This window comes from Desulfosalsimonas sp., assembly GCF_055149105.1.
The window spans coordinates 94,528-115,232 of sequence record NZ_JBSRLA010000001.1 but is presented as its reverse complement, the minus strand read 5'-3'; the positions used below and the strand labels follow the sequence as shown (position 1 = coordinate 115,232).

At 55.1% G+C, this 20,705-nt stretch carries 22 protein-coding genes; 9 read left to right on the top strand and 13 right to left on the bottom strand.

Features of this window, described 5'->3' with window-relative positions:
* Positions 1-281: 281 nt before the first annotated feature.
* On the top strand, positions 282-2,303 hold the full coding sequence (locus ACTCIA_RS00545; protein ID WP_462999853.1) for an ATP-binding protein: 2,022 nt from the start codon (positions 282-284) through the stop codon (positions 2,301-2,303).
* 14 nt (positions 2,304-2,317) lie between these two features.
* Here the strand turns inward: ACTCIA_RS00545 and ACTCIA_RS00540 are convergent, their stop codons facing one another.
* The 3 genes from ACTCIA_RS00540 to map all read right to left on the bottom strand — a co-directional run bounded on the left by ACTCIA_RS00540 (position 2,318) and on the right by map (position 4,976).
* Positions 2,318-3,094, bottom strand: a complete 777-nt coding sequence (locus tag ACTCIA_RS00540; RefSeq protein ID WP_462999852.1) for a YkgJ family cysteine cluster protein — start codon at positions 3,092-3,094, stop codon at positions 2,318-2,320.
* Positions 3,078-4,028, bottom strand: coding sequence for an amidohydrolase family protein (locus tag ACTCIA_RS00535; protein WP_462999851.1), 951 nt, complete (start codon positions 4,026-4,028; stop codon positions 3,078-3,080). The genes ACTCIA_RS00540 and ACTCIA_RS00535 overlap by 17 nt, the downstream gene beginning before the upstream one ends.
* Before the next feature lie 63 nt (positions 4,029-4,091).
* Positions 4,092-4,976: a type I methionyl aminopeptidase gene (gene map, locus ACTCIA_RS00530; protein WP_462999850.1), complete on the bottom strand. Its 885-nt coding sequence runs from the start codon at positions 4,974-4,976 to the stop codon at positions 4,092-4,094.
* Positions 4,977-5,197: 221 nt separating this feature from the next.
* On the opposite strand from map, the gene ACTCIA_RS00525 reads away from it, so the two are divergent.
* Complete coding sequence (locus ACTCIA_RS00525) at positions 5,198-5,374, top strand: hypothetical protein (RefSeq protein WP_410267926.1); 177 nt, start codon at positions 5,198-5,200, stop codon at positions 5,372-5,374.
* Between the two features lie 53 nt (positions 5,375-5,427).
* On the opposite strand, the gene polA is transcribed toward ACTCIA_RS00525, so the two are convergent.
* The 4 genes from polA to ACTCIA_RS00505 are packed head-to-tail and all read right to left on the bottom strand — an operon-like array spanning position 5,428 to position 9,508.
* Positions 5,428-8,109, bottom strand: coding sequence for a DNA polymerase I (gene polA, locus ACTCIA_RS00520; protein WP_462999849.1), 2,682 nt, complete (start codon positions 8,107-8,109; stop codon positions 5,428-5,430).
* Between the two features lie 28 nt (positions 8,110-8,137).
* Positions 8,138-8,764 carry an HAD family hydrolase gene (locus ACTCIA_RS00515; protein WP_462999848.1) on the bottom strand — a complete coding sequence of 209 codons (627 nt, stop codon included), beginning with the start codon at positions 8,762-8,764 and terminating at the stop codon, positions 8,138-8,140.
* Positions 8,765-8,773: 9 nt separating this feature from the next.
* On the bottom strand, positions 8,774-9,223 hold the full coding sequence (locus tag ACTCIA_RS00510) for a hypothetical protein (RefSeq protein WP_462999847.1): 450 nt from the start codon (positions 9,221-9,223) through the stop codon (positions 8,774-8,776).
* 60 nt (positions 9,224-9,283) lie between these two features.
* Complete coding sequence (locus ACTCIA_RS00505; RefSeq protein WP_462999846.1) at positions 9,284-9,508, bottom strand: hypothetical protein; 225 nt, start codon at positions 9,506-9,508, stop codon at positions 9,284-9,286.
* A gap of 199 nt (positions 9,509-9,707) precedes the next feature.
* Here ACTCIA_RS00505 and ACTCIA_RS00500 point away from each other — a divergent pair, with 199 nt between their 5' ends.
* Positions 9,708-10,793 carry an AI-2E family transporter gene (locus tag ACTCIA_RS00500; protein WP_462999845.1) on the top strand — a complete coding sequence of 362 codons (1,086 nt, stop codon included), beginning with the start codon at positions 9,708-9,710 and terminating at the stop codon, positions 10,791-10,793.
* Complete coding sequence (locus ACTCIA_RS00495; protein WP_462999844.1) at positions 10,790-11,956, top strand: MFS transporter; 1,167 nt, start codon at positions 10,790-10,792, stop codon at positions 11,954-11,956. The genes ACTCIA_RS00500 and ACTCIA_RS00495 overlap by 4 nt, the downstream gene beginning before the upstream one ends.
* A gap of 8 nt (positions 11,957-11,964) precedes the next feature.
* On the opposite strand, the gene mltA is transcribed toward ACTCIA_RS00495, so the two are convergent.
* Genes mltA through mobA form a run of 5 tightly spaced genes read right to left on the bottom strand, consistent with a single transcriptional unit; the run spans position 11,965 to position 15,997 of the window.
* A complete protein-coding gene (gene mltA, locus ACTCIA_RS00490; protein ID WP_462999843.1) occupies positions 11,965-13,188 on the bottom strand; it encodes a murein transglycosylase A in 1,224 nt (407 codons plus the stop codon).
* On the bottom strand, positions 13,172-14,470 hold the full coding sequence (locus ACTCIA_RS00485) for a DNA recombination protein RmuC (RefSeq protein ID WP_462999842.1): 1,299 nt from the start codon (positions 14,468-14,470) through the stop codon (positions 13,172-13,174). Before ACTCIA_RS00485 ends, mltA begins: the two co-directional genes overlap by 17 nt.
* Before the next feature lie 22 nt (positions 14,471-14,492).
* Positions 14,493-14,996: a cyclic pyranopterin monophosphate synthase MoaC gene (gene moaC, locus ACTCIA_RS00480; protein ID WP_462999841.1), complete on the bottom strand. Its 504-nt coding sequence runs from the start codon at positions 14,994-14,996 to the stop codon at positions 14,493-14,495.
* 22 nt (positions 14,997-15,018) lie between these two features.
* On the bottom strand, positions 15,019-15,378 hold the full coding sequence (locus tag ACTCIA_RS00475) for a molybdenum cofactor biosynthesis protein MoaE (RefSeq protein WP_462999840.1): 360 nt from the start codon (positions 15,376-15,378) through the stop codon (positions 15,019-15,021).
* Between the two features lie 4 nt (positions 15,379-15,382).
* Positions 15,383-15,997 carry a molybdenum cofactor guanylyltransferase gene (mobA, locus tag ACTCIA_RS00470; RefSeq protein WP_462999839.1) on the bottom strand — a complete coding sequence of 205 codons (615 nt, stop codon included), beginning with the start codon at positions 15,995-15,997 and terminating at the stop codon, positions 15,383-15,385.
* A 152-nt stretch (positions 15,998-16,149) separates the two neighbouring features.
* Here mobA and pyrR point away from each other — a divergent pair, with 152 nt between their 5' ends.
* From pyrR to ACTCIA_RS00445, 5 genes are all read left to right on the top strand, one after another.
* Positions 16,150-16,692 (top strand): bifunctional pyr operon transcriptional regulator/uracil phosphoribosyltransferase PyrR, encoded by a 543-nt coding sequence (gene pyrR / locus ACTCIA_RS00465; protein ID WP_462999838.1) that lies wholly within the window; start codon positions 16,150-16,152, stop codon positions 16,690-16,692.
* A 37-nt stretch (positions 16,693-16,729) separates the two neighbouring features.
* The gene (locus ACTCIA_RS00460) at positions 16,730-17,233 is read left to right on the top strand and encodes a MogA/MoaB family molybdenum cofactor biosynthesis protein (RefSeq protein ID WP_462999837.1); all 504 of its coding nucleotides are present in this window, start codon (positions 16,730-16,732) and stop codon (positions 17,231-17,233) included.
* A gap of 50 nt (positions 17,234-17,283) precedes the next feature.
* The gene (locus ACTCIA_RS00455; protein ID WP_462999836.1) at positions 17,284-17,688 is read left to right on the top strand and encodes a twin-arginine translocase TatA/TatE family subunit; all 405 of its coding nucleotides are present in this window, start codon (positions 17,284-17,286) and stop codon (positions 17,686-17,688) included.
* Complete coding sequence (gene tatC, locus ACTCIA_RS00450; RefSeq protein WP_462999835.1) at positions 17,681-18,451, top strand: twin-arginine translocase subunit TatC; 771 nt, start codon at positions 17,681-17,683, stop codon at positions 18,449-18,451. The genes ACTCIA_RS00455 and tatC overlap by 8 nt, the downstream gene beginning before the upstream one ends.
* Positions 18,452-18,603: 152 nt before the next feature.
* Positions 18,604-19,056, top strand: coding sequence for a cytochrome c3 family protein (locus ACTCIA_RS00445; RefSeq protein WP_462999834.1), 453 nt, complete (start codon positions 18,604-18,606; stop codon positions 19,054-19,056).
* Between the two features lie 110 nt (positions 19,057-19,166).
* On the opposite strand, the gene ACTCIA_RS00440 is transcribed toward ACTCIA_RS00445, so the two are convergent.
* Positions 19,167-20,630, bottom strand: a complete 1,464-nt coding sequence (locus tag ACTCIA_RS00440; protein ID WP_462999833.1) for a cobyrinate a,c-diamide synthase — start codon at positions 20,628-20,630, stop codon at positions 19,167-19,169.
* Positions 20,631-20,705: the final 75 nt, after the last annotated feature.

The window sequence follows — 20,705 nt, the reverse complement described above, 5'->3', positions numbered from 1 at the left end:
ATCCGTAAACGGTCAGGAGCGAAAAAACTGACCCCGGCCGCAGGGCTTCCTTCCTGCAACAACAGCGGACGCGGTAAAAAGCTTTTTACGAAACCATCAGCAAGGGATAAGAAACACAGAATCCAATAAAAAGATTTTGACCTTTGATGCAGTTTTAAAGTAAAATTATTTCTGGGGGTTATCTCAAAAAATAAACTTCGGCAGAAAATGTTCGCCTTTCTGCCACCCGCAGGCTCATATACCCAAATAGGCGATAAACATGGCAATGCCAGAGGAGGTCCATGAAACCGTCCCGTGACCGCAAATTGTCCCTTCCCGACATTGCCGAAAACACGAATCTGCTTGTTTTGCTCATCGACAGCCAGCGGCGGGTACAGAAGCTGATCATTCCCGAAAACCCGGAATCCGGCTCGCCTTTAAACGACATGGCCGGGAAGCCGCCGGGCGAGGTTTTGTGCTGCTGTAATGCTGAAGATTATCCGGAGGGGTGCGGAAACACCCCTGCCTGCGAGCAATGCGAAATCAACCGGGCCATCAGAGAAGCCATGGAGCGCCAGGCCGCCTGCCACCGCCGCAAAGCCCACCTTAACAAGCAATCCGGAGAGATCCGGTTTGGCTGCACGGTTTTTGTCTCCGCCATGTGCATCAACAATACAGAAAACCCCGCCGATCCGCACATACTCATGTGCGTGGAGGAAACCCAGCAGCTAAACCAGGCCATGACCGAAATTGCTGAGCAAAAAGCACAGCTGAGCAGCCTGTTTCACACATCTCCCATTGCCCTGGGCTTTGTGGAACCCCTGATGGAAAACAAAGTTGTCCGGGACCGGATCATCCGCGACGTCAATCAAAGGCTCTGCGAGATGACCGGATACCGGCGGGATGAACTGGTGGGAAAAAGCGCCCGCATTCTGTATCCGACAAAAGACGATTACGACCGGGTGGCCCGGGAGATACAGGAGCAGATTGCGCAAAAGGGCCTGGGCACGGTGGAAAGCAGATGGCAGACCAAAGATGGCCGGAATTTGGAAATTTCCCTGAGATCCGCCCCCATAGACCCGCAGAACCTCTCCCTTGGCCTGAGTTTTACCGGCATGGACATCACAGCTCAGAAGCAGGCCGCAAAAGAGCGCAAAAAGCTGGAAGAACGGCTCCGGCACAGCCAGAAGCTGGAGGCCGTGGGCAAGCTTTCCGGCGGAATCGCCCACGAATTTAACAATCTGCTCCAGATCATCAACGGGTATGCCGACCTGATGGCAGACGAACTGCCCCAGGACCACCAAGCCCGGGCGTGTTTAAATGAAATCAGCGCCGCCGGCAGCCGGGCCGCGGACCTGGTCCGCCACCTGCTGGCATTCAGCAGAAAACAGGTCATGCAGATGAAAGATATGGAGGTCAACGAACTCATTGACAAAACCATATCCATGCTGCGGAGTCTGATCGGGGAAAAAATCGAAATCGATTTTATTCCCGGGCGGCACGTGGGGCGGGTGCGCGTTGACACCGCCCATATCCAGCAGGTGCTGCTCAATTTATGCCTCAATGCCAAAGATGCCATGCCCGAAGGCGGCACCGTGACTGTTGAAACCGAAAATGTGCTCATCAACGGCCAGTACTGCCGGACCCATGAATGGGCCGAACCGGGACGGTTTGCCCTTATCAGCGTCACTGACACGGGCTGCGGCATGGACGCCCCAACAGCCGCCAGGAGTTTTGAACCTTTTTTTAACACCAAACCACGGGAGAAAAACAACGGTCTGGGCCTGTCCACAGCTTACGGCATTATCCGCCAGCACCAGGGCATGATCAATGTCTACTCCGAGCCGGACAAGGGCACCATGTTTAAAATCTATCTGCCGGTAACCCAAAGACGGGCCACGGAAGTGGAAGTCAACCTCCAGGGACGGGTCAAGGGCGGAACCGAAACCATCCTGGTGGCAGAAGACGATGAAATGGTCTGCGATTTGATGCAAACCGTGCTAAGCCGGGCCGGCTACAATGTTTTTTGCGCAAGAGACGGTGAGACGGCCATTGAATTGTTTACCCAAAACCGAGACAAAATTGATCTGGCGGTTCTTGACGTGGTCATGCCCGCAAAAGACGGCCGGCAGGTCCATGACGCCATCAAGGCATTCAACCCGGACATCCGGGTGCTTTTTTCCAGCGGATACAGCGGCAACGCCATTCACACCAATTTCGTACTCCACGAGGGCATGCAGCTTCTCCAAAAGCCCTTTACAACTGATGAACTGCTCAGAAAGGTCCGGGCTTTGCTGGATGCCGAAAAACCGTCGAAACAATAAGTGGCAAAAACCGCCTACCCGGTCTTTGCTTCTGCCAGGGGGCCTTTCCCGGTCAGCAAAAACTCGATCCAGTCAAATCCCAGCACCATCAGATCCGTATCCCTGGCTTCAACTGCAGCCTTCCGGCCGGCGGGGATCTCAAATCGCGTTAAAAACGAGCTGGAAAACACAAACTCCCTGAACCGGTCCGGGTTAAAGGCGGCCATGAAAACCATTTTCACGGCCGGATTCTCCATGCCTTTGGGCCCCCAGGGATTGGCGCGCAGCAAAGCATCAATGGCCGCCCAGCGGCGGTTGTGCTCAATAAAAGGCCCCAGCTCCTGGCCTGCGATCCACTGCTCCACGCTCTGGTACTGCTCCTGCTCATGGCCCTTGCAGTAAGGATGGCGCATGACAAAATACCGATCCGGCCGGCTGTCCTCCATGTTCCTGGACAGGGCAGGTTCTATGGGGTAGGCCCGGCATGAAAAGGGCCGGTCCTCATAGACCGTGCATCCCTGATCGGTTAAAAAGGAACACGGCCGGCCCTGGTTCTGGCTCATTTTGAGCATCACGTGCGGAAACCAGGGATTGTCGCGCACGGCCGTATAGGTATGGGTGTCAAGAAAGGTTTCCGAATCCATTTCCAGCCGGGATTTGAGCCGGATGATGTCATAGGGATACAAATACATGTCCGGGTTCCGGCAGCAGCGGGTAAAGCAGGGCACCCCGGGGTGACAGGCAAAATAAAACCCGCCGCCTGTCACTTCGCTGCGGCTGCCGTAAACCACCTTGTCAGGCGATTGTTTCATAAGCCTCTGGTTCATTGGGATTTAAAGAAATGTCAAAAAGATCCCGGGCGTTTTGCCACATGAGCCGGTCCAGAAAATCCCGGGAAAACCCGGCTTGCGCCAGCTCTCTTAGCTCCCGGTCCCAGGCATAGGGAATGTTGGGAAAATCCGACCCGTACAAAACCCTGTCTGCGCGCATCTCCGAAAGCCTTACCGGGTTGTCTATGGGCAGATAATCGGTAACCGCCATGGCCGTGTCCAGCCAGAGCCGGTCACTGGATTCAATGAGCCGGGCATAGGCGGAAAACTCGTCAGCCCCGAGATGGGGCACGCAAAGCCTGAGATCCTGATGGTTATCAAGCATGCGCTCGATTTTTTCCACCGCACAGATTTCATAAGGATCACAGGCATAAGCCGGACTTTTGGGTTCCCTTCCGGCATGGATGAGCAGGGGCTTTTTGGCCCGGCTGCAAACCCGGCAGATTTCATCCATTTCCGGGCTGTTTAAGTCAAAGCACTGGACATGGGCATGCAGCTTGACCCCGGCCAGGCCGGAATCAAAGGCTTTTTCCAGGATCCCGGCGGCATCCGGCTCTCCGGGAAAAACCGAGGCCAGACCGGTGACGCGGCCCGGATAATCCCGGCAGATCTCTGCCATGAAGCTGTTTAACTGCTCTGCAATGCCGGGCTTGTGCGCATACTGCAGGGCCACCACATGGCCCACTTTCCGGGCCAGCAGAAAGTCAATCACCGCCCGGGCATCGAGCCGGTAGCGTATGGGCCAGGCATGGGCGTCAAACCATTTCCAGATGGCCGAAAAAATGGCCCTGGGAAACACGTGCACATGGGCATCGATCACAAAGCCCGCTTCATGCGGAACACGGTCGCCCTCTGCATCGTTTAGCGCGGGCATGTTGGCCATATTGGGCTCTGATTGTCTGGATTCAGTGCTCATTGGCGCCTTACAATCTTATTTTCTCACTTTTACGGGCATTGTTTCCGGCGGGCGCAGAGCCGATCACAGGGGATACGGCGTAAGACTTTCAAACCCGTCTTCCGTGATCACAAAGGTCTGCTCAAACTGGGCCGACAGTTTGCGGTCCGCGGTCACTGCGGTCCACCCGTCATCTTCCACAAACAGCTTGGCCGTACCCAGGTTGATCATGGGCTCCACAGTAAAGACCATCCCCGGCACCAGCACCACGCCCTGGCCTTTTTTGCCGTAATGGGGCACCTGGGGCGGTTCATGAAAATCAAAACCCACGCCGTGGCCCACAAACTCCCTTACCACGGAGCAGCCCCGGCCCTCGGCATAGCGCTGGACGGCCCATCCGATATCGCCGATGGTACGGTCAGGGGTCAGCATTTCCATGGCGGCTTTGAGGCTGCCGGCGGCCACGTTCACAATCTTTTCCGCATCCGGTGACGGAGTGCCCACAAAAAATGTTTTGCTGGCATCCGCGTAATAGCCGTTATAAATATGGGTGATATCCACATTGATGATATCGCCGTCCTTTAACACGTAATCGCCGGGAATGCCGTGGCAGATCACCTCGTTGACCGATGTGCAAACACTCTTGGGAAAGCCCCGGTAATTGAGCGGGGCGGGTACGGCATTGTTGGCCATGGCATGTTCGTGGACAAGGGTGTTGATCTCTTCAGTGGTCATGCCGGCCGCAAGCTTGCCGGCCACAAGATCCAGCCCCTCGATCACCAGCCGGCCGGCAGCGCGGATGGCCTCAATATCTGCTGCCTGCTTGAGCTCGATGTTGTATTTCTGACGGTACCATTTGCCGATATCAACGGGATTGGCATTTTGTTTGCCCATGCAGCATTTCTTGTATTTTTTCCCGCTGCCGCAGGGACACGGGTCGTTTCTTCCGATTTTACTCATGTTTTTCATTGTCTGTTACCTGCTTTAACCGGGCCGGCTGGATTTTCATGGATTTTTGAAAGCCGGCGGGCCGTTTTTTCCAACATTTATCCAATTGGCTTAAATCACAAGAACTTTATTAATAATCCAGGCGGTCCGGCCTGTCAAGCAATTGCACGGCAAGGTCTTTTCTGGTATGAAGACAGTTGTTAAATTCCGTATCTCCAAACCCCGTTGAACAAGGCCAAATCATGAAACAGGACGAATTGATCTTAAAGACCGTCAAGGAAATTGTGGTTAAATTCATAGAGGTGGGAACGGTTTCCCCTTCGAGTTTCCATGACCATTTCCGCAATATCTACAGGACCGTGGAAAAATCCGTGCGCGAGACCCCTTCGGAAAAACCCGATCAATCCCGGTCTGAATAATCCGCGCCCGCACGCCTGCCCGGAGGGTATTGATGAAGCTTTGCCCGGGTGGATCAGTGGGCCGCGGCCCAGTTGCCGCCCACGGCCATGTTGACCTTTAAAGGCACGGAAAGTTCGGCGATATTTTCCATGATCTGCCGGACCCGCTGCTGAACCGTTTCCAACTCCTCTTCCGGAACCTCAAATACCAGTTCGTCATGCACGGTCAGCAGCATGGCCGTTTGCAGCCCCTGTTTTGAAAGATCCGCATCCACTTGTATCATGGCCAGCTTCAAAAGATCGGCCGCTGTGCCCTGGATGGGGGTGTTGATGGCTGCGCGCTCGGCCATACCGCGCATATTGGCGTTTTTGCTGTTAATGTCGGGAATATGGCGGATCCGCCCGAATCGCGTGGAAACCCGCCCGGTTTGGCGGGCATCTTCAATGGTCTGGTCAATGAACCTTTTTACCCCGGCGTAGCGCTCAAAATAATGATCAATATAGGTTTGCGCCATTTTCCGGGTGATCCCCAGCTCCCTGGACAGGGAATAGGCACCCATACCGTAAATGATGCCGAAATTGATGGTCTTGGCCTGCTGGCGCAGTTCCGGGGTCACGTTTTGCCGATCCGTGAAAAACACTTCGGCCGCGGTCCGGGCGTGGATGTCTTCATCATTGGCAAAAGCGGAAATCAGAATTTCATCGCCTGAGTAATGGGCCAGCAGGCGAAGCTCGATCTGGGAATAATCGGCTGCCACAAAATGCCAGCCCTGTTTGGGAATAAACGCCCGGCGCACATCCCGGCCCGCCTCAGTGCGGATGGGAATGTTTTGCAGATTGGGATTGGAACTGCTCAGCCGGCCCGTGGCCGTTATCGTCTGGTTAAAAGAGGTATGAATCCGGCCGGTTGCCGGGTTGATCAGCCCGAAAAGCGCATCCACGTATGTGGACTTGAGCTTGGCCAGCATCCGGTGGTGCAGCACCAGCTCCGGCAGTTCATGGTGCCGGCACAGGGCGGTGAGCACCTCCACATCCGTGGAATAGCCGGTTTTTTTCTTTGTTTTTTTCTGTGTGGGCAGATTGAGCTTGTCAAAAAGAATACGGCCAAGCTGCTGAGAGGAATTGATGTTGAATTCTTCACCGGCCAGGGTGTAAATATCGGCTTCAATGCGCTCAAGCTCTTGGGCCAGGTCCCCGGACATGGCCTGCAGCCGGTCTTTGTCCACCCGGATACCGGTTTCCTCCATTTTCACCAGCACCGGCACCAGCGGCAGTTCAATGCCGGACAAAAGTTCAGACAGGCCCGCGGAGTCAAGCATTGGAGAAAGCTTGAAATAAGCGGCCAGGGTGATGTCTGCATCCTCGCACGCATAGGTCACCGCCTTTTCCACGGGCACCTGGGCAAAGCTTTCAAGCCTGCCCCCCTGGGCTGAGACAACTTCGTCATAGGTGATCATCCGGTGATCCAGATAATCCATGGCAATCTGGTTTAATCCATGAGCCCGCTTTTCCGGGTTGATCAGATAGGAGGCCAGCATGGTGTCAAAGATTACGCCTTCCAGATTCGCCCCGCTGCGGCGCAGAACCGTCCAGTCATACTTGATGTTCTGGCCGATCTTTCCGATTTCCGGGTTTTCCAGCACCGGGGCGAGCCTTTTTAAGACCTCGGCTTTTGAAAGCTGGGGTGCGGCATCCGGGCCTGTGTGGCCGCATGGGATGTAATAGGCGCAGTCGGTTTCCATGGCCACGGAAATGCCCACCAATTCGGCGCGCACCGCTTCGGTTGAAGTGGTTTCCGTGTCAATGGCAAAAAAGGGGCTTTTTTCCAGTTTTTCCGCAAGGACCTCAAGGCCGGCGGCATCGCGCACCACACGATAATCCTTGGCCGACAGATCCGAGACCACGGGATAGTCCTCCTGGAGCTTTCGAAACTCCAGGTCCCGAAACAGCCGGGCCAGATGATTGGCATCCGGGGCTTTTTTGGCCAGATCTTTGGGGTTGAAAGCGACGGGCGCATTTGTGACAATTTTTGCCAGTTTCCGGCTCAAAAACGCCTGATCCCGGAATTGTTCGAGTTTCTCCCGCTGCTTGCCCGCACGGATCTCATCTATGCGGGCATAGAGCTCGTCCATGCCCCCGTAGGTCTGCACCAGAGTGGCGGCAGTCTTGGGCCCGATGCCGGGCACGCCCGGAATATTATCGGAAGAATCTCCGGAAAGGCCCTGAATATCGAGCATCTGGTGCGGTTCCACGCCCTTTTCAGCCAGTACGCGGTCCCTGTCCGTGACCTGGTCCTTCATGGGGTCCCACATGGTGACCTTGTCGGTGATCAACTGGATCATGTCCTTATCCCCGGTGACCATGACCACTTCAAATCCCGCCGCCTCTGCCTGGCGGGCCAGGGTCCCGATAAGATCATCTGCTTCATAGCCGTCCATAAGAAAAACCGGGACGTTAAAGCCCCCGGTGATCTCGTGGATCACCGGGATCTGCATGGCCAGGTCTTCGGGCATCTCAGGCCGGTGGCCCTTGTAGTCCGGATAGAGTTCATGGCGGAACGTGGGCTTCCGGCTGTCAAAAACCATGGCCACATATTTGGGGTCCCGGTCATGGATGAGCTTGATCAGCATCCGGGCAAACCCGTAGGCCGCGTTGGTGGGAAATCCCCTGGAGGTGGAAAGGGACCGGATGGCGTGATAGGCCCGGTGAATGTAGGTGCTGCCGTCGACCAGATAAATTCGTTGTTCATCGCTCATGGGCTGTATCCGGATCTTTTTTGCCGGGTTATTGCTGCCGGCCGGCTATGATGGATTTGATCTCTGATAACTGGTCAATGTAGTAGTCCGCACAAAGCCCGGGATTGCCGCAGGCGACAAACACCACGCCCGCGGCTTCGGCCGCGTATTGATCCAGTTGCGAATCTCCGATGTAGAGCACCTCCCGGGGGCCGGCCCGGAAACGGGCCATGATGGCATACAGCTGCTCCGGGTGCGGTTTTGGGTTGGCCACGTCCATGGCCGTGACCACCAGGTCAAAACAATTCTCCAGCCCGTGTTCTTCCAGAACCCGGTTCATGGTATCCGAGCGGTTGGTGGCCACAGCGGTTTTCAGACCGTTTCTGCACCAGCAAAGCACATCCTTTAAGTCCGGGGCCATTTTCATGTAACGGATATAAGGGCCGTAGCCCCTTTTTCTGCGAAAGGCCTGGGCTGCGGCAAATTCATCGGCATCCGGGAAAAGATGGGCTATGGCCTGGTCTGCGGTGTGCATCTGGCAGTAGGCAAACTGCGCATCGGTCATGGGCGGTTTGGAAAAATGAGCCAGGATATCGTTGTAATAGGCCTGGTTGGCCGCTTCAGTGTCAAACATGACCCCGTCGCAGTCAAAGGCCGCAACCTTTAATGCTGTCATACCCTAACCTTACTGTTTGGTCTTTCCCGGGCCCGCGGGCCGGAGCAGACCCGAGACCACAATGGAAATGGTGCCGGCCACGTCACTGTCTGTTTTAAGAAAGACAGTATCATAAAACCGGCCGGGTTTATCCCGCTGGTTTTCCACGTGCAGGGCGTAGCCGTTTTTCCCGTTTTCCCGGATCTGGCTGAGCCTATAGTCGATATCCACCCCCCGGGCTGCGGAAAGCCCGGTAATGTTGAGGCCTTCGTCGGTTTCCGGAAAAATTTTAACTGTTTGGGCAATGCTCTCCCCCTGCCGCCCCTTTAAAATCACCCTGCGGGGGGAGACCGTGACATAAGGCTTTACTTTGCCGTAAATCTTTAACTCAAGCTGCGGGTTTTCCGGATCACTGGTATCCACCTTTATGGTTTTGCTCAGATCATGGCCGGCATTGCCGGAGCTTGTGGTTACCCGCACTTTTAATTTTCCCTCCTCGCCGGGAAGGATGCGGTCGGGTTTTTCGACCGTGGCACACCCTCACCCGGTGCGCACGGACCCGATCTCCAGGGGCGCATCCCCCGGATTGGCGATAACAAAGGAATAAATGATCTTTTCACCGGCATAAACCGCGCCCCAGTCATGGACGGCATTTTCCACCACTGCCCGGGGGGCATTTTCCTGGGCCGGCACTGCTGCCGGCATGCAAAGGGCTGCTGATAGAAGGGCAATCAATGCAGCCTGCAATATCCGATATTGTAGCATATCGTGTTTCCTTTCATCAGCAGATAATGCAAAACGCTTTAACAAACCTTTTCCATGGGTAATACGGAATCCCGGAGGCAATGTCAAGGCCTGCCGGACAAAAGCCGGATACAGGGCTTGCCGGGCGGCCGGGTTTCTGATAGGAATCGGTATATCCTGGGCACTTGGACAACCCCCTGATCCGGAGACAAACGTTATAATGGAAATCCAATCGGCGCTTTCACGGGAAATCCGTTTTATGATCGGCGCGGCCTGCTTTGTGGTGATCGTGGCGGGAATGCGCGCGGCTGCCGGCATCCTTGTGCCGTTTCTGCTCTCGGTATTCATTGCCATCATTTTTACGCCCCTGCTGTTCTGGCTTCAGAAAAAAAGACTGCCCAAAATTGCGGCCATCGGCCTGATCATGGCCATTATCATTGCCCTGGGCACGCTTTTGATCCAGTTTGTGGGCGGTTCTGTGGGTGAGTTCACAACCACCCTTCCCATATACCAGAAACGCCTGCTGGCCGAATCCTCAAAACTCATATCCTGGTTAAATGACCGGGGCATTGTGGTTTCCGAACAGATGTTTCGGGAATACCTGGATCCGGGAATGGCCATGCAAATGGTCTCCCGCACACTGACCGGTCTGAGCGGGGCGCTGACCAACGCGTTTTTAATTCTGTTGACCGTGATTTTCATCCTTTTGGAAGCCGCCCGTTTTCCGGAAAAAATCCGCTCCGCATTCAAGGATCCGGAAAAATCCCTGGCCAACTTCAGCCGGTTTACCAAAAGCGTCAACCGCTACCTGGCCTTAAAGACCCTTTTCAGCCTGGCTACCGGCATTTTCATCTGGATCTGGCTGTCTGTACTGGGCCTGGACTTTGCCTTTCTCTGGGGCCTTCTGGCGTTTCTGCTCAACTATGTGCCCAATATTGGCTCCATTATCGCAGCTGTTCCCCCCATTCTGCTGGCCCTGGCCCAGCTGGGCGTCTGGCCGGCGACCCTTTGCGCCCTGGGTTTTGTGGCGGTCAACGTGGTTATCGGAAACCTTCTTGAACCCCGGTTTATGGGAAGCGGCCTGGGCCTTTCCACCCTGGTGGCGTTTCTCTCCCTGGTGTTCTGGGGCTGGGTTCTGGGCCCGGTGGGAATGCTGCTGTCTGTGCCCCTGACCATGATTTTTAAAATCGCCCTGGAAAACAGCCCGGAAGCCAGGTGGCTGTCTGTCATGCTCGACAGCGAGGCCACGGCTGCCGCGGATGCCCATCCAGATCAGAACGCACCGGTTTTGCCTGAAAGCAAATGATTTTTCCAAAGCAGAGATCCCCCATACCCCTGAAATATACCCTGAGCAGCTTGTATTTTCTTTACTTCGGGGTACTGGGCATCTATCTGCCCTATTTCAACCTATACTGCTACAGGCTTGGATTTTCCGGGTTTGAAATCGGCTCCATTTCGGCCATGCGCACCCTTACCACCGCCCTTTTCCCCCTGATCTGGGCAGCGCTGGCAGACCGGTTTTCCATGCGCCGGCCCATATTTATTTTCTGTCATTTTACCAGCACAGCCATATGGGCATTTTATCTGGTCTTCACGGATTTTGCGACCATGTTTGTAATCACGGCCTTTTACGGGGTGTTTTACGCGCCCTTGATTTCCTTTCTGGAATCATTTTCAATGGATCTGCTGGATACGGAGAAAAACCGCTACGGCAACCTGCGGGCCTGGGGGTCGATCGGCTTTATCCTTATGGTCACGGGCGTGGGCCGGGCCATTGACATTTTTTCCGTGCAAATCATCATCCCCCTGATCCTGACCGGCTCTTTGCTGCAATCCATCCTGGCCTTCAAGGTGCCGCAAACCGCCAAAGGCAAAAAGTTCGATTTTTCCGCAGGCGCCCGTTATCTTTGGAACAAACGCGTGGTTTTTTTTCTGATGGCCGCCTTTCTGATGCTGGCCAGCCACGGCACATATTATGGTTTTTTCTCCATCCACCTGGAAAACCTGGGCTTTACAAGCACCTTTATCGGTTTTGCCTGGGCCCTGGCCGTTATTGCCGAAATCGGCATCATGATTTACTCCAGGCCCATATTCCAGCGCTTTTCCCATGAACGGGTGCTCATTGCCGCGTTTGCATTCACCTGTCTGAGATGGTTTGTGGTGGCAGGCGCCCAATCGGCCTGGCTCATTATTGTTACCCAGATGCTCCACGCCTTTTCCTACGGGGCCTTTCACGTGGCCAGCATCCTCTACATCGACGAACTGACCCCGGCAGCGGCCAAAACCCTGGGCCAGGCGGTCAACAATGCCGTCACCTACGGCCTGGGCATCATGATCGGTTTTTTTGTCAACGGCATTTTTTTCGAGATTATCGGAGCGCCGGCCCTTTTTACGGCAAGCGGCGTGCTGGCATTGCTTGGCGGGCTGCTTATGGTATTTGAAACCGCCACCCGAAAGCAGGCGCCATAGGCGGGCCTTTATCCGGATTTTGGCAGGATCACCAGATAATAAATCCGTCCCCTGTGCTGCATGTGACCTGCGGCCATGCGTGCGCCGGCCCCGGAGCCCCAGAACAGGTCTGCGCGCTTTTTGCCGGAAATCGCACTTCCCGTATCCTGGCTGCAGGCAAAGCGGCAAAAAGGCACCCAGTCATGCTTACGGCCGGCCGCATTTCTATCTGGCGGCTTTTTTGCGCAAATAAACAAAAGCGCCCCTGCAGGGGAAACATCACGGTCCAGCGCCACTGAACGGCCCGGGGTCAGATCCACGCCCAGGGAACCTTTCGGGCCGCCCCGGGCTTTTCTGAAAAACACGTACCTGGGATTGGAAAACAACACCTCCCGGATCTCCCCGGGGTGTTTTTCAAGATATGCGGCAATGGCCTGCATGGACATCTCGGATCTTTCAATTTTTCCTTTATCTATCAAATACTTGCCGATGCTTTTGTAAGGCCGGCCGTTTGTGATGTCAAACTGCACGGCAATCATATCCCCGTCCTGCAGGCGGATCCGGCCGGAGCCCTGCACATGCAGGAAAAACAGCTTTACCGGATCTGCCACCCAGGCAATCACCTCCGCCCTGGCTTGGAGCACATCGCTTGTATCAATGGTGCGGCGGTCATAATAGGGGACCACCCGGCCTTCTGCCAGGCGGCCCACGGCGGAGCGGCTGTCACATCCGGCATCAAATGCCGACAGATCCAGCTCAACCAGATCCTTTGGCCGGCCGTAAACCGGGTATTGAAACAAGCCGGTCTTTTTCCTGCTGCCCTGGATCACGGGTTCATAATAGCCTGTAAACAACACTGAAACCGGCTTGCTTTGCTCAATGTGGGCATAGACCCGGGCATTTTTCCGGAAAAATTTCTTTAGTGCCCCTGCAGAAGGCTTTTTTTCCACAAACTGCTGAAATCTGCGCAATCCTGAGATCAAATCTTCCACCGCGTAAGTATCCGGACCATAAGCCATCCTGCGGGAGGGGGGAAGTTTTTCGTAATAGGCAATGGTTTGCCCGATGGCCCGGAATAGCCCGGAATAGTCGAGATCATCGGCAAACACGGGATGTCTGGCTTCCGGCACTTCGGTCATTTGCGCGCATGCCAGAGTCGGCAGCGCCCACAGGGCGGCAAATAAGACTGCGGCTGTCAGCTGCTGAAACACAAAAACCGGGACAGATCGCCGCCAATTACCCATCTGTGTCATTTTCATCCGCGCTCTCTGTTTCCATCTGCCTGGCCTTGTTGTCCACCGGCCCTGGCGGGTTTAAATCCTTGCGATCATCTTCCACCACACCCATTTCCCGGAAACGGCGCGCAGATACCAGTACCCGGCGTTCCAGGGCGCCGGCTGTCTTGTTGTAAGCCGAAACACTTTTGTCCAGGTCCCGCCCCAATTGGTTGAAATGCCGGACCATGGAGTAAATCCGCCCGTAAAGTTCACTTCCCAGATCAATGGCCGCCCTGGCGTTTTCCACCGCCGTTTCCTGGCGCCAGGAATAGGCCACGGTTTTGAGCAATGTGATCAGGGTTGTGGGTGTGGCCAGAATCACACCTTTGGCAGCCCCCTCCTCAATTAAGCCGGGCTGGCAGGACAGGGCTGCGCTGAAGAAATTCTCCCCCGGCATAAACAGCACCACAAACTCGGGGGTGGGCTCAAACTGCCGCCAGTAAGCCTTCTGGGCCAGGCGGTTCATGTGGCTTTTGACCTGGCCCGCGTGGCGCTCAAGGGGTTGTTGGACATCTTCTTCATCACCGTTATCCAGAGAATCGAGGTAGGCCGACAAGGGCACCTTTGCGTCAACGACCACCTGACGATTCCCCGGCAGCCGGACAATCATATCCGGCCGCAGCATCCCGTCTTCAGTGGCAGCAGAGGGTTGCTGGTAAAAGTCGCAATGATCCTGCATGCCCGCAATCTCGGCCACCCGGCGCAGCGTCATCTCCCCCCAGCGGCCCCGGACCTGAGGCAGGCGCAGGGCCTGGACCAGGCGTCCGGTTTCCCGCTGCAGATCCTGCTGGGTGCGGGCCATGGAGGAAACCTGCTCGGTGAGGCTGCCGTAGGCCTGCTGACGGGCCTGCTCCATTTCCCGGACTCTTTTCTCGTATTTTTCCAGGGTGTCGACCAGGGGCTGGACCATGTCTCCCACTGCCCTGCTGCGGCCTTCCATGTCGGTCTTTGCCGCGCCTAAGTACCGGGAAAACGTTGTTTTGGCCAAGTTCATGAATGCCTGGTTGTTTTCCTGCAGGGCCCGGGCCGATAGTGCGGAGAAACTTTCCGCCATCCGGTCCCGGGCCTGCTCGAGCATGGCTGATTTTTCCCGGGCGGCGCTCAACTCCGTGCGGCACTGGGTGTACTGCCGATATAGCTGATTGTGCCGGGCCCGCAGCCTGTACAGGACAATGCCCAAAACAAGGAGCACGGCCAGAGCACCGGCAGCTATGCCGGCAGCCAGGTACAGAATTTCAAGGGAAACGGAAATACGCATCAGAAATCACACACCCGGAAATTCACGCGCCTGAATCCTGCGGGGATTCGGGACTGCGGACAAAATGGCCGCTTTTGCCGCCGGATTTTTCCACAAGACACACCTCTGAAATGGTCATGGCCCGGTCATGGGACTTGCACATGTCATAGACGGTCAGTGCGGCAACAGATGCGGCCGTCATGGCCTCCATTTCCACGCCGGTGCGGTCATCGGCCCGGACTGCGGCCCGGATTTCAAAACAGCCGGCATCCTTGTCCGGGTAAAAATCCACCTGCACGTGCCGGATACAAATGGGATGGCACATGGGAATGAGCAAATGGGTCTGCTTGGCGGCCATGACCCCGGCGATCCTGGCGGTTTCCAGAACATTGCCCTTGCGGCCCTGATTGGACACAATTTTTTCAAACGTGTCGGCCTTCATGGAAACCACAGCCCGGGCAACGGCCTGGCGGCTGGAGACATCCTTTCCGCCCACATCAACCATCCGCACCCGTCCCTGCTGATCCAGGTGGGTAAATTCCGCCATCTATAGCGCCCTCCTGCTGTTTTTATTCAAAATACTCAGTTTTGGCGGTCACGCGCTTTTTGACCGCATCAATCATCCGGGCCATGCAGGCCAGCACGTTTTCCCGGAAATCGCCGGCCACGGCTATGAGCATGATATCATCACCCACCGCCAGTTCGGTTGTTTCCGTGATTTCCACCAGGATTTCCACAATCCCGGGCTGCTGCTTCTCTGTATCAATGATCTCGTCGATCCGGTCCCGGTTGACTTCCAGCCGCACCCCGGACACGGGGCGGCCGTCGCGGGAAGTGGCCCGGACAACGCCGTGGTGGGTCAGGATCATGCCCACCCGGTCATAATCCGCAGATGTCTTGATCTGGTTTATAAGCCGGTTCTGATCCATTGTATTAAGGTCCTTTTTTCTGTTTTTCCAGGCGGGATCTTGCGGTTTCCAGGTCCGCCGGTGTGTTGATGTTAAAAAACGTATCCAGATCAGGATCAGCCTCCATGACTTTTTCCGCCGGAATCACCTTGACCCGGAGGTTTTCAAACACCCGTCGGATCTTGAATTTTTCCTGCCGCAGATGGCGCTCCACAACGGCAAGGCTTTGGCTGGCATACGCGGCACAAAGAGGCTCCAAACCCGCAGGGGTCCGGGCCATGACCGCATCGACGCCCGGCTCCAGTTCGGATAAAACCAGATCCACCACGGATTTCCGAATAAAGGGAGTATCACAGGCAACAGCGAAAATATAGGGGGTCGGGGAATAAAACAGCCCGGCATGAATGCCGGTAAGCGAACTGCGCGCTGAAAACAAATCCGTCACCAGGCCGGCATCCCAGGGCAGGTAGGCCAGGGGATCATGGGTTATGATCAGCACCCGGGAAAACATCTGCCCCAGCAGGGCCGTCACCGGTTCTATCACGGGCCGGCCGTGCAGATCCAGAAATGCCTTGTTGATGCCGTTAAACCGGGAACTCCGCCCCCCGGCCAGAATCACCCCGCTGCAGGAAAGATCCATCTTATCTCCAGGAAAACAAAATCTTGATCTAGTGGGCAGCAATAGTATAGACTGCGTTTATTTTCAATTGTTTTATGGCAGACGGCCCGGTACATGGCCATCTGTCATATTCTGGTTGCTGAAAAACAGCGGCTGAAAACAAGGACGCTTCAATGAACAATACCGCCAAAACCCTGTATCAGGCAGCAGACATCAAAGATGCGCTCGACCGGATGGCTGCAGATATTCTCAGTTCCCGTAAAGACGCAAAAAATCTTGCCCTGGTGGGGATCCACTCCAGAGGCGTGTTTCTGGCAAAGCGGATCCGGCAGCAGATCGCCAACATGGCTGCCATGGACATACCTGCCGGGGAAATGGACATCAATCTGTACAGGGATGACTGGACCGGCATCAACCATCAGCCCGAGGTCCGGTCCACTCGCATTGATTTTGACGTCAATCACCGGGAGGTCATTCTCGTGGATGATGTTCTTTATACCGGCCGCACCATAAGGGCTGCCCTGGATGCGATCATCGACTTTGGCCGGCCCAAACGCATAGAACTGGCCGTGCTCATTGACCGCGGCCACCGGGAACTGCCGATTCAGCCCGATTATACCGGTCTGCTTGTCCAGACCCGCAAAACCGAAGCGGTCAATGTTTTGCTCACCGAATACGACGGTGTTGACCGGGTGGACCTGATTGCCGAACAATAGCGCGCCGGGGGCGCATTTCATAAGGTCAAAAATTCTCATGGGACGAAAGCAGCATCTTCACCACGCACCAAAAAACATTGACATTGGCGTGATAACAGTCTCCACCACCCGCACCGCCGATGATGACAAAAGCGGGCTGTGGATAAAAAAGCAGGCCAAAAAAGAAGGCCACAGGATTGCCCGCTATTGCATTGTCTCAGACAGCCGGGAGCTTATTGTCCGGGAAGTGGCCCACAGCGTCTCCGGTAATGGCTTGCACGCCCTGATATTGACCGGGGGTACGGGCATGGGTTTTTCCGATGTCACCATTGAAGCTGTCAGACCCTTGTTTGACAAGGAGATGGGCGCGTTTTCAACACTTTTCACCCAGCTCAGCTTTGAGAAAGTCGATTCCGCAGCATTGCTGTCCAGGGCCGCGGCCGGTATCATCGGCAAAACCGCCGTATTCTGCCTTCCAGGGAGCCTGGAAGCCTGCAAACTGGCGTGCAATGAATTGATTTTTCCGGAAATCAAACATATCGCCGCCCATCTCATCACATAGATCCAAGCGGCTCATATAGAAGATCTTATCTTAACAAGGAGAACATTGCCATGTTCGGTATCGGCATGCCCGAACTGATCGTGATTTTAGCCGTGGCCCTGATTGTATTCGGGCCCAAAAAACTGCCGGATCTTGCCCGGTCTTTGGGAAAAGCGATCAATGAATTCAAAAACGCAACGCAAGACCTGAAGGATTCGGTGGACAGCGAATTCAAGGACGTTAAAAAACCTTTCGAGGATGCGGCCAAAGACGTCAACCAGATAGAGAACCGCCCCAAACCTTCTGCGAATGACAGTTTTTCACCGGATTCTGAAAAAAAGGAACCCGTAACCGCAGCCCCGGACACCAAACCGTCAGACAGGACAGGGCAAGACGCAGATACCGGCGAATTTTCGCACTCTTTTGACCCGGAGGCCCAAACCCAGAGCCAAAAAAACGAACATGGCCATGGATGAAGAAGAAAAACTGCCTTTAACCGAGCATCTCGAGGAGTTGCGAGACCGGCTGATCCGGTGCTTTGTCGCCATATTCGGCGGCTTTGTCATCGCCTACGTCTTCAAGGAAAGACTGTTTCAGATTTTGACCCGGCCCCTGATCCGTGTCATGGAGCAAGGCGACACCCTGATTTTCACCGGCATTCCGGAAGCCTTTTTCACTTACCTGAAAGTGTCCCTGCTGGCCGGCCTGATGCTGGCCGCCCCTGTTGTGATCTACCAGTTCTGGATGTTTGTGGCCCCGGGGCTGTATAAAGACGAGCGGCGGCTGATGATACCCATCGTGTTCGTCTCTGCCTTTTTTTTTATCGGCGGCGCCCTGTTTGGCTATTTCCTGGTGTTTCCCTTTGGGTTCAAATTCCTGCTCGGCTTTGCCTCTGAAACCATCCGGCCCCTGCCGTCCATGCGGGAGTATTTGAGCTTTTCCGCAAAGCTTTTGCTGGCCTTTGGGTTTGTTTTTGAACTGCCCATTGTCATCACGTTTATGGCCCGGCTGGGCCTGGTAACCGTGCCTTTTCTGAAAAAAAACCGGAAATATGCCCTGCTGATCTTTTTTGCCGGTGCCGCGCTTCTTACGCCTCCGGATGTTATCACCCAGATCATGCTTGCCGCCCCCATGATGGTGCTTTATGAAATCAGCATTATGGGCGCACGAGTTTTCGGCCGATCCCGACAGGCAGAAGACCCGGATGAGCAGAAAAGCGACGGCAATAAAGATGTCTGATGCCCGATTTCATGCTTCATCAAATGTAATTGACAGGCTTGCCAAATGCTGCTATAAAAATATACCTGAAGAATAGAAAATTTGGCGGATTGTTATAGGTGGGCGATTCCACATAAATATGCTTTTAACCAGTTTGGCGCAAGGAGGACAGAATGAAAAAACGATTTGCGATCCTGACAGCAGCTGCATGCATGGTCGTGGTATTTCTGGCTGCAGGCCTTTATGCCGGCACCGGAGACAGCTGCCCGGATGTAATCAAGATGGAAAATCAAGAGGCCTTTGAGCAGCACCGCATGCCCATTGTCGAGTTTGACCACGGCGCCCATCTCAAGGCCGATCCGGATGGATTGGGCATTGGCTGCGGCGAATGCCACCATGATGAAAACGGCGAACCCCTGGCGGATCTGCAGGCCGGCGACGAGGTCCAGGGCTGCTTTGAATGCCACGACGGTACCGGCGCCGGCACCCCGAAGGATTTCATGGGCCCCGCACCTGACGCAGAGACACTGAATTCATACTACACCGCCGTTCACGTCAATTGCGTTGGCTGCCACAAAGAGCAGGGCGGTCCAAAAGCTTGCAACGAATGCCACGTCAGGGAGTAGCCAAATCGGTATAAAAGCCGGTTTTTTCAAACAAGCCATTGAAAAAAAAGCCCCGTAAAGCAAATGATTTTGCTTTACGGGGCTTTTTGCTGCCTTTTCTCAATCACAGGCTATTTTTGCACCTGATGCCGATGGTTTCTGGCGGCCTTTATAAAAGCAGGCGCCCAGCCCGGCATCCCCAGACAGTGAATATGGGTATAGGTGGCAAGCACGTTTTTATAACATAACCCGTCTCTTCCGTTGACAATTCCCCGGCCCTTTTCCATGCAAAACACCATGTCCGACTTCCTGCCCGTAAATTCCAGGACCCGGGAGTAATGAAATTCATGGCCCCGGATTCTGGTGCCTTCGGGGAAATACAAATTCGGCCCGTCCACATCCGCAATGGTGTAACCGTGCCCTTGGGGGCGCCCGGAGGAAAACCCGAAAACAAGGGGAAAGACACCGGCCATGGGATAGGTTTCACCCTCCAGAACAAGAGATTGTCCAAGATACATAAGACCCCCGCATTCTGCATAAATGGGCAGTCCGCAATCCGCGGCCGCCTTGACCGCATTGCGGAAATCATTGTTTTGAGCCAGGCGAAGGGCGTGGGTTTCCGGAAATCCCCCGCCGATATAAAGACCATCCACATCTTGCAGACCGGAATCCGAAAGCGGGCTTAAATCAACGATTTCCGCCCCCAAAGCATCAATGGCCGCCAGGTTTTCCGGATAGTAGAACTGGAATGCCGAATCACGGATTACACCGATCCGCACACGGTTTTTACCAAAGGATACATTTGTTTCCCCCTGCCCCCCCGGGGAAAGGGAAATAAGGGAGCGGATCTCCTCCGTGTCATTGCTGCCGCTTTCGGCCGCAAAAGGGTTTTCCGCAGCCGTGCGGGCGGTTTCAACAATGCGATCCAGATCCACACTCGATGAGACTGCTTTTGCCACCGACTCCACCGCCCCTGCTGCAAGGGCGTGCTCCGGGGTCGGAATCAGCCCCATATGCCTTTCTGGAAAATCCTGCTGGGGAAGCTTGGGAATAGCCCCGAATACGGGAACATTGCAGCGCGATTCAATACTGGTGCGCAGGATCCGTTCATGACGGGCCCCTGCCACCCGGTTTAAAATCACGCCACCGATGTTGACCATGGGATCAAAATGGAGGCAGCCCAGGATAATAGCGGCCATGGTGCGGGTGGTCTTGGTGCAGTCAACACACAGGATAACCGGTGTGTTCAAAAGCTTGGCCAAAGAAGCAGTAGAAGTGGACCCCTGGGCATCCAGGCCGTCAAAAAGACCCCGATTGCCTTCGATTACAGAAATGTCTGAATCAGCGGAATGCCTGCAGAAGGATGCTTTGACACAGGCATCAGAAAAAAGGAAAGGATCCAGGTTGTGGCAGGGCCGGCCGGCCGCCAGAGCCAGCCAGCCTGCATCAATGTAGTCCGGCCCCTTTTTGAAGGGGGCAACAATATAGCCCCGCCGGGCAAGGGCCGAAATCAAACCGATTGAAACAACGGTCTTGCCTGAGCCGCCCCGAAGGGCGGCAATCAGAACCCGGGAAATCTTTTGTGCCGGCTCCATCAAATACTATCCAGTCCACCGGCAGAAAAAACCATCAGGCTTGCTCAAAAAATCACAGCGAATCACAAGTGCGGC